The 14,566-nt window shown below is 42.9% G+C and carries 16 protein-coding genes; 10 read left to right on the plus strand and 6 right to left on the minus strand.

Going from position 1 to position 14,566, the window contains the following annotated elements:
* Positions 1 to 7: 7 nt before the first annotated feature.
* From rsmB to def, 3 genes are read right to left on the minus strand one after another with little or no spacing between them, the layout of a single operon-like run.
* Complete coding sequence (rsmB, locus tag IEY42_RS07640) at positions 8 to 1,291, minus strand: 16S rRNA (cytosine(967)-C(5))-methyltransferase RsmB (protein ID WP_188924704.1); 1,284 nt, start codon at positions 1,289 to 1,291, stop codon at positions 8 to 10.
* A gap of 1 nt (position 1,292) precedes the next feature.
* Positions 1,293 to 2,249 (minus strand): methionyl-tRNA formyltransferase, encoded by a 957-nt coding sequence (gene fmt / locus IEY42_RS07645; protein WP_188924705.1) that lies wholly within the window; start codon positions 2,247 to 2,249, stop codon positions 1,293 to 1,295.
* Between the two features lie 14 nt (positions 2,250 to 2,263).
* Positions 2,264 to 2,770, minus strand: a complete 507-nt coding sequence (gene def / locus IEY42_RS07650) for a peptide deformylase (RefSeq protein WP_229779968.1) — start codon at positions 2,768 to 2,770, stop codon at positions 2,264 to 2,266.
* A 126-nt stretch (positions 2,771 to 2,896) separates the two neighbouring features.
* Between def and IEY42_RS07655 the strand changes: the two genes are divergently transcribed.
* The 6 genes from IEY42_RS07655 (at position 2,897) to hemF (ending at position 7,742) form a co-directional block, all read left to right on the plus strand.
* A complete protein-coding gene (locus IEY42_RS07655; protein ID WP_188924706.1) occupies positions 2,897 to 4,003 on the plus strand; it encodes a LysM peptidoglycan-binding domain-containing protein in 1,107 nt (368 codons plus the stop codon).
* Positions 4,004 to 4,086: 83 nt separating this feature from the next.
* A complete protein-coding gene (gene dprA, locus IEY42_RS07660) occupies positions 4,087 to 5,103 on the plus strand; it encodes a DNA-processing protein DprA (RefSeq protein ID WP_188924707.1) in 1,017 nt (338 codons plus the stop codon).
* Positions 5,104 to 5,105: 2 nt separating this feature from the next.
* Positions 5,106 to 5,579 (plus strand): DUF494 family protein, encoded by a 474-nt coding sequence (locus IEY42_RS07665; protein ID WP_101033474.1) that lies wholly within the window; start codon positions 5,106 to 5,108, stop codon positions 5,577 to 5,579.
* Positions 5,580 to 5,638: 59 nt separating this feature from the next.
* A complete protein-coding gene (locus IEY42_RS07670; RefSeq protein ID WP_188924708.1) occupies positions 5,639 to 6,202 on the plus strand; it encodes a DNA topoisomerase family protein in 564 nt (187 codons plus the stop codon).
* 39 nt (positions 6,203 to 6,241) lie between these two features.
* A complete protein-coding gene (gene tsaC, locus IEY42_RS07675) occupies positions 6,242 to 6,808 on the plus strand; it encodes an L-threonylcarbamoyladenylate synthase type 1 TsaC (protein WP_188924709.1) in 567 nt (188 codons plus the stop codon).
* A 4-nt stretch (positions 6,809 to 6,812) separates the two neighbouring features.
* A complete protein-coding gene (gene hemF, locus IEY42_RS07680; RefSeq protein WP_188924721.1) occupies positions 6,813 to 7,742 on the plus strand; it encodes an oxygen-dependent coproporphyrinogen oxidase in 930 nt (309 codons plus the stop codon).
* Between the two features lie 41 nt (positions 7,743 to 7,783).
* Here hemF and IEY42_RS07685 read toward each other — a convergent pair whose 3' ends face one another.
* Complete coding sequence (locus tag IEY42_RS07685; protein WP_188924710.1) at positions 7,784 to 8,218, minus strand: group II truncated hemoglobin; 435 nt, start codon at positions 8,216 to 8,218, stop codon at positions 7,784 to 7,786.
* 147 nt (positions 8,219 to 8,365) lie between these two features.
* Between IEY42_RS07685 and IEY42_RS07690 the strand changes: the two genes are divergently transcribed.
* The 4 genes from IEY42_RS07690 to IEY42_RS07705 are packed head-to-tail and all read left to right on the plus strand — an operon-like array spanning position 8,366 to position 12,135.
* Positions 8,366 to 9,748: an amidohydrolase gene (locus IEY42_RS07690; protein WP_188924711.1), complete on the plus strand. Its 1,383-nt coding sequence runs from the start codon at positions 8,366 to 8,368 to the stop codon at positions 9,746 to 9,748.
* Between the two features lie 11 nt (positions 9,749 to 9,759).
* Positions 9,760 to 11,016 (plus strand): amidohydrolase family protein, encoded by a 1,257-nt coding sequence (locus IEY42_RS07695; protein WP_188924712.1) that lies wholly within the window; start codon positions 9,760 to 9,762, stop codon positions 11,014 to 11,016.
* A 31-nt stretch (positions 11,017 to 11,047) separates the two neighbouring features.
* Positions 11,048 to 11,881: a shikimate dehydrogenase gene (gene aroE, locus IEY42_RS07700; RefSeq protein WP_188924713.1), complete on the plus strand. Its 834-nt coding sequence runs from the start codon at positions 11,048 to 11,050 to the stop codon at positions 11,879 to 11,881.
* Positions 11,881 to 12,135: a DUF1488 family protein gene (locus tag IEY42_RS07705; RefSeq protein ID WP_188924714.1), complete on the plus strand. Its 255-nt coding sequence runs from the start codon at positions 11,881 to 11,883 to the stop codon at positions 12,133 to 12,135. The genes aroE and IEY42_RS07705 overlap by 1 nt, the downstream gene beginning before the upstream one ends.
* 32 nt (positions 12,136 to 12,167) lie before the next feature.
* On the opposite strand, the gene IEY42_RS07710 is transcribed toward IEY42_RS07705, so the two are convergent.
* Together IEY42_RS07710 and IEY42_RS07715 are read right to left on the minus strand one after the other, a co-directional pair.
* Positions 12,168 to 13,388 carry a sensor domain-containing diguanylate cyclase gene (locus tag IEY42_RS07710; RefSeq protein ID WP_188924715.1) on the minus strand — a complete coding sequence of 407 codons (1,221 nt, stop codon included), beginning with the start codon at positions 13,386 to 13,388 and terminating at the stop codon, positions 12,168 to 12,170.
* Positions 13,389 to 13,641: 253 nt separating this feature from the next.
* Positions 13,642 to 14,193 carry a gamma carbonic anhydrase family protein gene (locus IEY42_RS07715; protein ID WP_188924716.1) on the minus strand — a complete coding sequence of 184 codons (552 nt, stop codon included), beginning with the start codon at positions 14,191 to 14,193 and terminating at the stop codon, positions 13,642 to 13,644.
* Between the last annotated feature and the right edge of the window lie 373 nt (positions 14,194 to 14,566).

The raw sequence follows: 14,566 nt of genomic DNA on the forward strand, positions 1-14,566 counted from the left end.
TACATCCTTAAATTGCTTTAACTAGACGCGCGTAATAAAAACCATCCATATTGTCTTGGCCGGGTAAAATCTGCCAACCAATGTCTTCGGGATTTGACTGTTGTGCAATGGGCACTAACTTAGCGTCTGGTGTGCGGGCTAAAAACTGCTCAACTTGTTGGCTGTTTTCTTGCGGTAAAATAGAGCAAGTGGCATACAGTAATGTGCCGCCAGGTTTTAACCATTGCCAACAATGATCAAAAATCTGTCGTTGTAAATTGGCTAACTCTTCAATGTCATTATTTTTACGCAGCCATTTGATATCGGGATGGCGGCGGATCACTCCGGTTGCTGAGCATGGCGCATCCAGTAAAATACGGTCAAATTGCTGCCCTTGCCACCATGAATCTATGTCGGCGGCGTCGCCGTGAATAACTTGCGCTTTTAAATGCAGCCTGTCCAGATTTTGTTGCACTCGGGCAAGGCGTTTTTCATCAAAATCGACTGCAACAAGGTTAATGCTTGGAGCGAGTTCGATTAAATGACAACTTTTACCACCAGGCGCTGCGCAAGCATCTAACACGAGCTCATTTGCAGCAGGCGCTAAGAGTGTAGCAGCCCATTGGGCCGCGCCATCTTGCACAGACGCTGCGCCTTGCATAAAGTCGGGCAACTGGGTCACATCTTTAGGGCCGTCTAGCAATATTGAATCTGGGTTCGGGCCTGCTTGGGCACTAATCTCTTGTGTCGTTAGTGCGCTTAAATAGTCTTCGCGAGATTGCGATAAGCGATTGTTACGTAGCCACATTGGTGGACGTTGGTGGCTTTGCTCAATAATGGTTTGCCAGCTGTCTGGATAGGCTTGTTGTAAGCGTTTAATAAACCAGGCAGGGGTATTAAAACGTAGCGTATCTGAGTCCGTGTTTAAGGCAGCATCTTGGCGTTGAATATTGCGTAATACGCCATTGACGACTTTGACTAATCCATCAAAACGCAGTTGCCGACAGGCTTCTGCTGTTTCTGAAATGGCGGCATGTGCAGGAATACGGGTGAAGTAAAGCTGATAACAACCCACTATCAATAACTGATGCAAAATGCGTTGTTTACCTTTAAATGGTTTAGCTAAACAGTCGCTTACGCATTTGTCTAGTTGCGGTAATTGACGCATTACCCCATAGCAGAGTTCTGCTAACAAGGCTTTGTCTTTACCGTTTTCCAGGTGTTGCTGTTGCTCTGGAAGGGCAACCGACAGTGACATGCCCTTTTCAAGTACTTCATAAATCGCTTTAGCTGCAAGTGCACGCACATTCATGCTAGTTAGCCTCTTGGTTTAAACACACACCAGCAGCAAACCAATCACTACGAGCATTTAAGATATCAGCCACATTTAAGGGCTTTTTGTTAGGCAATTGCATGGTTTCGATAATTAATGTGCCGTCTGCTGTCGCAACTTCAATACCTTGTTTGGTAGCCGAAATCACAGTGCCAGGTGCTTGCGAGCATGTTTGGGCATTGTAGGTTGCTTGCCATACTTTAATCACGCTTTGTTGGTGTTCAAAGTAGCTAACTGGCCAAGGGTTAAAGGCGCGGATCTCTTGCCACAATTGCTTAGCGCTTTTATGCCAATCAATACGGGCTTCTTCTTTAGACAGTTTTTCTGCGTAGTTTGCTAGGGCCTCATCTTGCTTTTGTGCTTTAAGGTTGCCTTTACTTAACCCTATTAACGCTTCAACTAAGGCCTGAGGGCCTTGTTCTGCTAGTTTTTCATATAGGCTTGCTGATGTGTCGTTTGCTTCTATGGGCAAATGCGTTTTTAGTAGCATGTCGCCCGTATCAAGGCCGACATCCATTTGCATAATGGTGACACCGGTTTCGGTGTCTCCAGCCCATAGTGCACGCTGAATAGGTGCCGCACCACGCCAGCGAGGTAATATAGAACCGTGAACATTGATGCAGCCTAATCTAGGAGTATTAAGTACTATCTTTGGTAAAATCAATCCGTAAGCGACCACCACCATAATGTCGGCATTGAGGCTGGCTAATTCTGCTTGGGCGTCTTCGTTGCGCAGTGATGCCGGCTGAAAGACGTTGATGTCATGTTGTTGTGCTAATGCTTTAACTGGGCTGGCGGTTAGCTTTTTTCCACGGCCAGCCGGTCGGTCTGGTTGGGTGTAAACGGCAATTACATCATGTTCAGAGTTTATTAGCGCCTGTAAGTGTCTGGCGGCAAAATCCGGAGTACCGGCAAAGATAATTTTTAACGGTTTCAAATTTGTTCCTATTGTTACTTGGCGGCTAGACGCGCTTCTTTTTCAAGTTTTGTTTTTATACGCTGACGTTTAAGTGGTGACAAGTAATCCACAAATAGCTTACCTTTTAAGTGATCCATTTCATGTTGGATACAAATCGCAAACAATTCATCGGCTTCAACGGTAAATTCTTCACCGTGACGATCAAGTGCTTTGAATGTGACAAATTCGGCGCGGTCTACTTTGGCATATATACCAGGAACAGATAAACAACCTTCTTCGTTAGCAAGGTCACCGCTGCTTTTTATAATTTGTGGATTAATAAAAATCGTTGGACGTTCAACGTCATCTTGTAAGTCCATGACGATAAGCTGTTTATGGAAATCGACTTGGGTTGCAGCAAGGCCAATGCCTTTTTCTTCGTACATGGTTTCTAACATATTATCGATTTGGGTTTGTAATTCTGGCCCAAAATCAGTCACAGGTTCAGCAATAGTGCGTAAACGCTCATCTGGAAATCGTAAAACATTTAATAATGGCATATATAAACTCTTAACAAGTCTGTCAAATTTCAGCCAGTTAGCTATACTGGCTGTTGCGAATAGGGTAATTTTAATCCTTACCGCCTATCAATAACAGTAAAAAGCTCTAATAAAGAGCTAAACAACATGGACCACACCATGAAACGCTTACTTTTACTTGCTTTTTTATCATTAAATATTTTTGGAGTTAGTGCTGATACATTAACTTTGAAAGCTGGGCATCCTGATACGTATGTCGTTAAAAAGGGCGATACGTTGTGGGATATATCTGGATATTTTTTAAATGATCCATGGCGTTGGCCTAAATTGTGGGGTGTTAACCCGCAAATTGCTAACCCTCATCTTATTTACCCTGGCGATAGGCTGACATTGGTCTTTATCGATGGGCAACCGCGTTTGGTGGTAAAACAGCACATAAAGAAAAGTCCTGAAGGAAGAGTCGCTTCAAAAAATGGTCCTATCCCTGCAGTGGACTTAGCGCTTATTCAACCTTATTTAACGCAAAACCGAGTGGTGGACCCTGTTTGGTTTGCCAGTTTACCAATGGTAATGAGTGGTGAGAGTCCATCGTTGCATCATGTGGTGAGTGACGTTATTTATGTTAACGCTCCGCTTGAGGTCGGTTTAAAAGTGGCCATGTATGAAACGGGGCGTGAGTTTTTTGCTTCAGATAGAGAGGGCATGTTAGGCCAAGAAATGATTTTAGCCTCTAGCGGCCGGGTGATTGAGTCTGGACCAATATCAAAAGTAGAGTTATTAAGTAGCTTACGTGAAACCAAAGGCGGCTTTAGAGTTGCTCCGGTTGAAGATGAAGCATTAATGTCAGCATACTTTATTCCAAAAGCGGCCGAGCTTACGGTACCTACGTCAATTTTAGCGATTAACGGTAAAATCCGTGAAGCCGGTAAACTTGATGTTGTATACATTGACCGTGGCAGTGAAGATGGTGTTGAAACAGGCCATGTATTTTCGATGTATCGAGATGGTGAAATCATTACCTATGATAATGAAGGTTTGCCTGTACGCGCGTTGGACCGTTCATCATATGACAAAGTGTTAGCGCACTTTGCTGAAGAGACTTCGAATAAGATGCCTGATATCTTTCATGGAAACTTATTGGTATTTAAAGTCTTCGATAAAACGAGTTTAGGCTTGATTATGTTTAATGAAATCCCTGTTCGCACCGGCGACAAACTCGCTAAACCTGAACCGTTGACCTTAAAGGGTAAATAATTTCGGATAAACTGGTCGACTGGCTAGTTGTTTGTGCAGTATCTGGGTTAGGACCTGCCCGGATTCAACAATTATTAACTCAAATGGACATTGAAGAACTTCGTCAACGTCTAGAGTTTGAACCACAAGGCTTGCCGTTATCGGCAAGCCTGTTAGCAAAATGTCAAATCGATTTTGATAAAGTTGATTTGGCATTAGCATGGCAAGAGTCGCAACCTCATCATTATATTTTAACTCCTTCAGATCCACTCTATCCTCCTTTATTACAACAAATTAGTGATGCTCCTTTAGTGTTATTTGTTAAAGGTCTCGTGACGCCTTTAGTGATGCCTAGCATTGCCATTGTGGGGAGCCGAAATGCATCGCGTGGTGGTTTAGATATGGCAGCTGAGCTTGCTTATAATTTGGCAAGCCAAGGTTTTGTTATTACCAGTGGCATGGCTACGGGGATTGATGGTGCTGCCCACAAAGCGACATTGGCCGCTAATGGTCCAACTATGGCTGTATTAGGCACCGGTGTTGAACGTATATACCCTAAGCGGCATCAATACTTGTACCACGACATTATTCAATCTGGTTGTGTTATCAGTGAGTATTGGCCGGAAGTTGGACCCTATGCGGGTAATTTTCCTAAACGCAATCGTATTGTCAGTGGATTAAGTCTGGGTACAGTCGTGGTGGAGGCCAGTCGTAAAAGTGGTTCGTTAATTAGTGCTCGGCTGGCAATGGAGCAAAACCGTGAGGTATTTGCAGTTCCGGGTTCAGTACTAGGTGGATACAGCCAAGGTTGTCATGATTTAATCAATAATGGCGCAAAACTTGTTGAGTGTGCTGCCGATATTATAGAAGAGTTAGGGAGTTTATCGGATTATCACCTTGAACAATTGCATCATCGGCACCATATACAGGATAATGACATTTGTGATTTGCCATTTCCTTCGCTGTTAGCTAGTGTAGGTTATGAAACGACTGCAATTGATGCAGTGGTTGAGGATAGTGGGAAGCCAATAGATCTGGTGTTAATACAAATGCTTGAACTTGAATTACAAGGGTGGGTTGCAGCAGTGCCCGGTGGTTACGTCAGACTAAAGAGGAGTTAGCCATGTTTGATATCCTCATGTATTTATTTGAAAATTATGTTCATAGTGAAATTGAACTATTAGTGGATGAAGATGAGCTCACTAAAGAGTTAACTCGAGCGGGTTTTCATCAAGTCGATATTATAAAAGCCCTTTCTTGGTTAGAGCACTTAGCTGATCTGCAAGAAAGTGATAAACCGTATTTGTGCAATCATGCGCAACATTCATTTCGTATCTACACCAAAGCGGAAATGGCTAAATTAGATGTTGAGTGTCGTGGATTTTTATTGTTCTTAGAACAAATTCAAGTACTCAGTGTTGAAACCCGTGAAATGGTGATTGACCGGGTGATGGAGTTAGATGAGCCTACATTGGTGTTAGAAGATCTCAAGTGGGTGGTATTAATGGTACTATTCAATGTGCCAGGAAATGAGTCAGCCTACGAGCAAATGGAAGATTTAATCTTCGAGCAGCCGGAAGGGCGCTTACACTCATAACAGAAAGGAGGCTTAGCCTCCTTTTTTAGGTCTATAGAATATTATTCATTGAGAGCACCATGTCGAAAATTGATCAACAGCTGTTTACTGTTCACGAACATGCACTGGAGAAAGAGTTTGAGCTTTGTCCTGTTTGTGGTTCAGAGCTGTCGGTTAAGCACAGTAAGCATGGCAGTTTTGTTGGCTGTAATAATTATCCTACGTGCGATTATACACGGCCTTTAGTGCAGCATGAGTCAATTGAAACGCAAGTGATCAGTGGTTCTCAATGCCCGCAATGCGGTCATGAGTTAGCGGTAAAGCCTGGGCGGTTTGGTATCTTTATTGGCTGTACCAATTATCCTGAGTGTACTCATATTGAAAAACATGATCACAGCAGTGAAGTTGAGCAAATTACCTGTCCTCAATGCAGTAAAGGTCATTTAGAATCTCGAACTAGCCGTTATGGAAAAACTTTTTTTGCTTGTAGTGCCTATCCTAAATGCAAGTTTATCGTAAACTATCCTCCATATAATGAGTCGTGTCCTGAATGCGGCTTTGGGATTTTAGTTGAACGAAAAGGCGCAGCAGGCAGTCGTCTTGAGTGTCCGCAAAAATCCTGTAAATATAAGCGAGCTTTATAGTTCGTTGCCATTACCAATAATCTAATGAAAGGAAATCCAATGTTGCAACTGCAGCCATCGGCTGTCGCTACCCTTATTGAGCAAGGTGGCGTAATCGCTTATCCAACCGAAGCTGTATTTGGTTTAGGTTGTGATCCTGACAATGACAGCGCAATTGCAAAGCTATTGGCGGTAAAGCAACGCCCTTGGCAAAAGGGGTTAATCTTGGTTGCCAGTTCATTTGAACAATTATTACCTTACATTGATATTGCTCAGCTCACCGAGTCGCAGTTGCAGTTTGCGCAATCTAAATGGCCAGGACCGTTTACGTTTGTGATGCCCATTAAGCCGCAGGTGTCTCAATTACTCTGTGGTCAGTTTGACTCCATCGCGGTACGAGTGTCTGCCCATCCGGTAGTACGCGAGTTATGCAACACTCTTAATAAACCATTAGTATCGACCAGTGCCAATTTAGCGGGTGAGCCTCCCGTGGTCGATGCGCAACATATCATCATTGATTTTAGTGATAAAATTGATGCATTAATTTTAGGTCAACTTGGTGAACAGCGTCAGCCATCAACAATTATCGATGCTCGCAGTGGCCAAACACTTCGAAATGGAAGCTAACAATATGCCCAATACTCAATCTCAGGTGCCGGATGCACAACAAGTTAAGTCGTTTTTGTTGGCATTACAGCAAAATATTTGTCAGCGTTTAGAGCTACTCGATGGTAAAGCGAGCTTTAAAGCTGACTCATGGGAGCGCGAAGAAGGTGGTGGTACTAGCCGTGTGATGACTCAAGGTAAAGTCTTTGAACAAGCTGGGGTGAATTTTTCGCATGTGATGGGGGCGGCGATGCCTGCATCGGCAACTGCACATCGTCCAGAGTTGGCTGGCCGTAGTTTTGAGGCTATGGGGGTGTCGCTAGTGATCCACCCTAATAACCCGTTTATTCCAACTACTCATGCCAATGTACGCTTTTTTATTGCCCGTAAAGAAGGCGCTGACCCTGTATGGTGGTTCGGCGGTGGGTTTGACTTAACGCCTTATTATCCATTTAAAGAAGATGTGGTTAGCTGGCACCAAATGGCGAAAGATATTTGCGATCCATTTGGCGAAGATGTTTATCCTAAATACAAAAAATGGTGTGATGAATACTTCTTTTTGCCGCATCGTAATGAAACGCGTGGTGTTGGTGGGTTATTTTTTGATGATTTAAATCAGCCTGGTTTTGAGCGTAGCTTTGCGTTTATGCAAGCGGTCGGTAATGGTTTCATTGAAGCTTATGCCCCAATTGTTGAGCGCAATAAAGCATTAGAGTACGGCGATGATGAGCGTCAGTTCCAACTGTATCGTCGTGGTCGTTATGTAGAGTTTAATTTGGTTTATGACCGTGGCACTTTGTTTGGTTTGCAAACCGGTGGTCGCACAGAATCAATCCTTATGTCGATGCCGCCATTAGTGCGTTGGGAATATGCCTTTACGCCTGAAGAAGGCACGGCAGAAGCGGAATTGTACGACGTTTACTTAAAGCCACAAGACTGGTTAGCGCAAGCTTAATTGTGAGTTAGTAACATGAGTTAGCGACATTGCGTTAACCATTATCGGTTGCGCATATTGTCAGCTAAGGTCGAAATAGCCTGAATAATCACTTGTTGATGTTCAGGTTTTTTTATACTTTTTTCAATGGCGGCACGCATGCAAATTAACCATTGATCACGCATTGATTCGTCAATAGCAAAAGGCATATGCCTAGCTCTAAGCGCAGGATGACCATGTTTTTGTTGATACAGTTGCGGCCCGCCAAGCCAGCCACTTAAAAATTCATATAATTTTTGCTCAGAGTCAGCAATGGGAGAGCGATGTATGGCGAGTAAGCTTTGAGTTTCAGGCCGAGTTTGCATTTGCTGATAAAAGTCATGGGCAATAGCGCGGATGACTTTATCGCCACCAATTAAATCGTAGGCGTTAGATTGCGTGGTATCTCTGTCATCGTTTGCTTGCGGTTTAGCGAATAATCTACGTAACCAGTTCATCGTTTTGTATGGTTAAGAATGTTACTGCCATTATATCGCATAAAATGATTTTTCTATTAACGTTTTGATACCAATTATTTAACGATTACACTGTATTTCAACAGGTAACTTGGTTAGATTTGTCGCAAAATAAGAAAGGAGATCTCAATGGCCAAACGAATGCCAGCTTTGGTTGCTGTGGCGTTATCTGCTGCAATTGTCGGTTGTAGCCCTGCAGAACAACAAGATCCACAAGTGACTATCAATGTTAATCCATATCCTAGCACCTATCAGGTACTACCTAATTCAACGACATTACTTAAAAATGCCATTGTATTAACCGGTACTGGTGAGCGTCTTGAGGATGCTGACGTGTTGATTAAAGATGGCAAGATAAGCGCAGTAGGCCTGCAGCTTGTTGCTGACGGCGCGGTGGTTGTTGATGCTAAAGGTAAGTGGATTACTCCTGGTATTATTGATGTGCATTCACACTTAGGGGTTTATCCAAGCCCTAATGCTGAATCTCATAATGATGGTAATGAAATGACCAACCCTGTTACTGCTGAGGTTTGGGCTGAGCACAGCGTATGGCCACAGGATCCTGGCTTTAACCGTGCTCGAGAAGGCGGTATTACCACACTGCAAATTTTACCCGGTTCTGCCAACTTGATAGGTGGGCGTGGGGTGACATTAAAAAATGTCCCAGCGGCAACAATGCAGGCGATGAAATTCCCCCAGGCACCTTACGGATTAAAGATGGCCTGCGGTGAAAATCCTAAAAACCTCTATGGTAGCCGTAATGAATTACCCATGACCCGCATGGGAAATATGGCCGGCTATCGCACTGCTTTTATTCAAGCAACAGAATACAAACGCGCATGGGACAAATACGATGCAGACTACGCCGCAGGTAAAAACCCGGTCGCGCCAGAGCGCGATTTAATGAAAGACACCCTTAAAGGTGTGCTTGAAGGTGATATTCTCATTCATAACCACTGCTACAAAGCCGAAGAAATAGCAATGATGATAGACTTAGGTAAAGAGTTTGGTTATCACGCAGGGACATTCCACCATGCAGTAGAAGCTTATAAAATTGCAGACCTATTGGCTGAAAATCGCAACTGTGCCGCTATGTGGCCAGACTGGTGGGGCTTTAAGCTAGAAGCTTATGATATGGTGCTAGAAAATGTCGCCATGGTTGATGCGATTAAAAACTCATGTGCCATTGTGCATTCTGATTCAGGTGTCACCATTCAACGTTTAAACCAAGAAACCGCTAAAATTATGCACGCCGCAAATGACAATGGTTTTGAGTTAACAGAGCAACATGTGATTGGTTGGATTACCTCAAATGCTGCTAAATCATTAGGCATTGACGATAAAACTGGCTCACTCGAGCCTGGTAAAAATGCTGATGTGGTCATTTGGAATACCAATCCGTTTAGTGTGTATGCCCAAGCTGAAAAAGTGTTTATTGATGGAGCCAAAGTGTATGACCGTCAAGACCCAGCCTATCAGGCGCAAAGTGACTTTATGTTAGGTCAACAATAAGGAGCAAGACAATGACATTATTTACTCAATCAGCGCTTGCTTTGAGCCTATCTATTAGCTTGGCATTTGGTGCGAATGTGGCTCAAGCGGAAAGCCTAGCGATTATCAATGCCACAGTGCATACCGCAACCGAACAGGGCGTGTTAAACAATGCTACTGTGGTGATCGAAAACGGTACGATTGCTGCCATTAATCCCAACAACCCTAAAACTGACAGTGTTATCGATGCCAAAGGGGCTATATTAACACCTGGCTTTATTGCAGCGATGAATGACATGGGATTGGTTGAAGTAGGCGCGGTAGCAACATCTCGTGATGCCAGAGATAAAGAAGCCGATATCGGTTTTGATCCTAGCTTTGCGTTTAACCCTCTAGCGAGCACTATCACATTTGCTCGCAAGGGTGGGATTACTCGCAATATTGTCACATCAGGCGGCGGAGAGAGTATTTTTGCTGGTCAAACATTTGTGGTCGATTTAAGTGGCGATTTTGATAGCGTTATCGCAAACAACACCGGCTTATATGTTGAGTTAGGCGCAACCGATGAGGGTTCGCGCGCCACGGGAATGCAGCAACTTATACATCAGCTTGAAGATACCCAAAAAACACTTACCAAAACCCAAAAAGCCAATAAGTCAGATAAAGATGATAGCGACGAGCCGAGTCGTGAGGACAGCATCATTTCGGCAGTATTAGCCGGTGATATACCGTTGATTGTTGCTGTTGACCGCGCTAGCGATATTATTCATTTAATTAAGCTTAAACAAGACTTCGAGCTGGATTTGATTATTGTTAATGGTGCCGATGCCGTTTTAGTTGCAGAACCATTAGCCCAAGCCAATATTCCGGTTGTTATTGATGCGATGCGCAATCTGCCAGAGAGTTTTGATTCGCTACATAACTCTCTTGAAAATGCCGGTAAGTTGGCAAAAGCAGGTGTCAAAGTGGCTATTGCCTTACCCGGTGACAGTCATAGCGTTTATGCATTACGTTATAGTGCGGGTAATGCAGTTGCTAATGGCATGGATTACAACGATGCGTTAGCGGCATTGACGGCCAACATTGCAGATATTTTTCATCTAGACAGTGGGCGTATTGCAGTGGGTAAGCCTGCTGATTTAGTATTGTGGAGTGGCGACCCGTTTGAATTTAGCACTCGTATTGAAAAAATGTGGATAGCAGGTGAAGAGCAATCTTTGCACAGTCGTCAAGATGAATTACGAGATCGCTATTTGAAAAAAACCGATATGCCAGCCGCGTATCGTTAGATAGACTTAATACCAATGAAGAGAGTTTTTGATGACCGATAAGTATGCTGTATTTGGTAATCCGATTGCCCAAAGTAAATCACCATTGATTCATAGCGAGTTTGCTAAGCAAACTCAACAAGATATGAGCTATGAAGCAATTTTGGCACCGGTAGATCAATTCTCTACTTCATTAACTGAGTTTTTTGCCAATGGTGGTAAAGGAGCCAATGTTACTGCGCCTTTTAAAGAGCAAGCGTTTGCCATGTGCGATGAACTCAGTGATATGGCTAAGTTGGCAGGTGCGGTCAATACGCTGTTCAATTTGCCCAATGGTAAAATTGGTGGCGACAATACTGACGGTGTGGGGTTGGTTAACGATTTAGAAATGCTGTTTGGTCCCTTAAAAGGTAAACGTGTGTTGCTGGTGGGAGCTGGTGGCGCCGCGAGAGGCTGTATTTTACCGATACTGCAACACAATGTTGCGCAATTGGTTATTTGTAATCGCACCCATGAAAAAGCGGTAGAGCTGCAAAGCCTGTTCAATGAATATGGTAATTTTTTTGCCAAACCGATTGATGAGCTAATTTCTCCGTTTGATTTGGTTATCAACTCAACATCTGCGGGTTTATCTGGTCAACTTATTGCATTGCCCGACGCCATTGTTGATGCCACAACCGACTGTTACGACATGACTTACAGCCAGCAAACCACAGGATTTAATCAGTGGGCTCAAGCTTTGCATGCGCGTAAAACCGCAGATGGTTTAGGCATGTTAGTCGGACAAGCTGCGGCGAGTTTTAGTTTATGGCGCGGTGTAACCCCAGATAAAGGCCCTGTAATACGCAAGTTGCGTGAACAATTGGCACAAAAGGCTGCAGAGTAATGAATCAAAGCGTGATTTTTGGTGACCAACTCTTTGTCGGAGCTGATAACGTTAGGTTCGTTGCTCAACAACAAGGCGTCAATATTAACTGTTACGTTAGCTTTGCGACGATTTCAGCGTTATGTCAGTCACAAGTGGTGAGCCAACACAATGCTGCCAGCTTGTTTGAGCAATGTCGTTTCGATCTAGAAGATAAAGCTGAAGAACTGATAAGCCAAGAAGCATTTACCGATAATGGCGATATTGAATTTTAGTTATCCTCAATTTTTGTCGTCATCAACTTATTTTAGAGCGATACTCTTTGGTTTTTTAAGCGTTTTTGTTGATACATATTACTGTCAGCTTGCTTAAATGATTTGTTCCAATCTTGCTGATATTGCGCAATACCATAACTGAAGTAAATCGCGGAACTCAGTTGGCTCAATTCTTTTTGGATTTGGATTATTTGCGTTTCTAATGTTTCAAGCGGACCATGGCATAAAGCAATAAACTCATCTCCACCATAGCGAGCCACTAAGAAAGCTGGATGCCAAATCGATTTCAGTGATTGGGCGAATGCTTTTAAAGCATCGTCACCAGCCTGATGTCCATACAGATCGTTTAGCGGTTTTAAATTATCCATATCCAAAATCACAATGTAGCTTGCTAATGCCGAGTCGTGCTGCCATTGCAAAACCGATTCATCAAACTTTTTACGGTTATACAATTGGGTTAAGCCATCGTAGTTAGCCATAATCTCAATTTCTTTCGACTTTTGATAAAGTGAAATCGCATTGGCTGCTTCATAGGTGAGTATGTTCACTAAGCTTATGTCGTATTCACCAAAAGCTTCCATCATGCTGCTGTCTAAGTTCATCATTCCATAAAGCTCGCCATCAATACGAATAGGGCTAGATAATGTCGAACAAATAGGTTTAGACGACGCATTGAGTAAAACAAATTGGTCATCATCTGTCAGGGTGCTTTTAGCATTGATGTTGCGCATATTATTAATGGTGACGGTTTTATCTAAGCGTCCTTTGGTCAATCTATAGAGAAAGGTTTCTTCTAAGGTAAAGTTAATCCGGCGAAGTTTATCAATATCAAGCCCAACGACCGAGCCAAATTGCAATCTATCAGTATGGTTATCAACTAAGATAATGCTACCCATTTCTGCATCGTCAACGGCTGTAATCGCTTTTTGTAGTAACGCATCGAGAAAGGCTTGTTCAGATTCATATTGACTGGATACCTTAACTAACTCATAGGTAGTGTCATTGATACGTAAAATCTGTTCCATGTGTCGCCATAGGCGCTGCATATTTTGTTTATGCATAAAATGGCTAATGACATAACTAATAAGGTAACCACCAACAAAGAAACCCAAATAGAGGTAGTCTTGCTGATTATCGAAAATAATAAATAGAATGATGCTAATCAGTACTAAAGGAATTATCAGCTGCCAGATATGCTGCTTTACATCTATTTGAGTAAGCTCTTGGGTATTTAGCTTATTTTTTATCTGCACAACATCATCCTTGTTAAACGGAGCTGATATGACATTACAACTTCAATATCAAAAAACTAAGCTTCGGCAAATTTAGCTATTACTTTACAATCATTGATAACTTGGTGTGGGTAGAAGTTAACGTCCTAGCTTGTCATCCATCATTAGTTGCTAAGGAGCAAATAGAAAATACCAACCATAGATTGCAACGATAATGATTTATAACAGAAACAAAATGGACTCACTAGTATTGCAGCCCATTTTGTAAGAGGAATTAACTAGATTGCAGTAAATCTACTAAGTATTCATTTTTTAAACGTACATAATTATCAGCTGATTGAGGTAAAAAGGCGCGTTCAGCATCCGTTAGCGGTCTAGCCTGTTTACAAGGGCTTCCTACATATAAGAAACCACTCTGTAGTACTTTGTTTGGTGGTACCAAAGAGCCAGCACCAACAATGACATCATCTTCTACTACTGCACCATCAAGTAAAATAGCGCCCATACCAATCAAGACCCGGTTCCCAATATGGCAGCCATGAAGCATTGCCTTATGACCAATCGTCACATCGTCACCAATAATCAAAGGATGGCCATTTGGGTTAGCCGAAGATTTACGGGTAACATGTAATATGCTGCCGTCTTGAACATTACTGCGTTTACCGATACGAATTTTATTAACGTCTCCACGGGCAGCAACTAAAGGCCATACACTCGCGTCATGATCTAATTTTATGTCACCGACAAGCACAGCTGACTCATCAACATAGACGTTATCAGCTAAATTAGGGTGTATTCCTTGGTAAGTTCTTACATTAGTCGACATAACAATCCTTATATTTTCATGGTTTCTGACAGTATAATGCTTAAAAACTGGCTGGTCAGGCTAAATTATCTGCAAACAAGTCGAAAACAACAAATAACCTAAAAAAAGGGGTTGCACTAAATCTCATGGTGCCTATAATGCGCATCCACTGACACGGCAGGCAGCGAAAGCGGTCACCGAGTTAGGTTGAATTAAGTGCTTCAAAACACACAATTCAACGGCGAAAAGAAAGTTTGAAAAAACACTTGACGCCAACACGGGAAAGCGTAAAATACGCCTCCCAAGCCAACGACCTAGCGTCTAACGGCGGTGCACGAAATAAGGCATCAACGCTCTTTAACAATCAAAACAAGAAATCTGTGTGGACATTCAC

Origin of the sequence: Shewanella algicola (assembly GCF_014648035.1) — a bacterium.
GTDB lineage: Bacteria > Pseudomonadota > Gammaproteobacteria > Enterobacterales > Shewanellaceae > Shewanella > Shewanella algicola.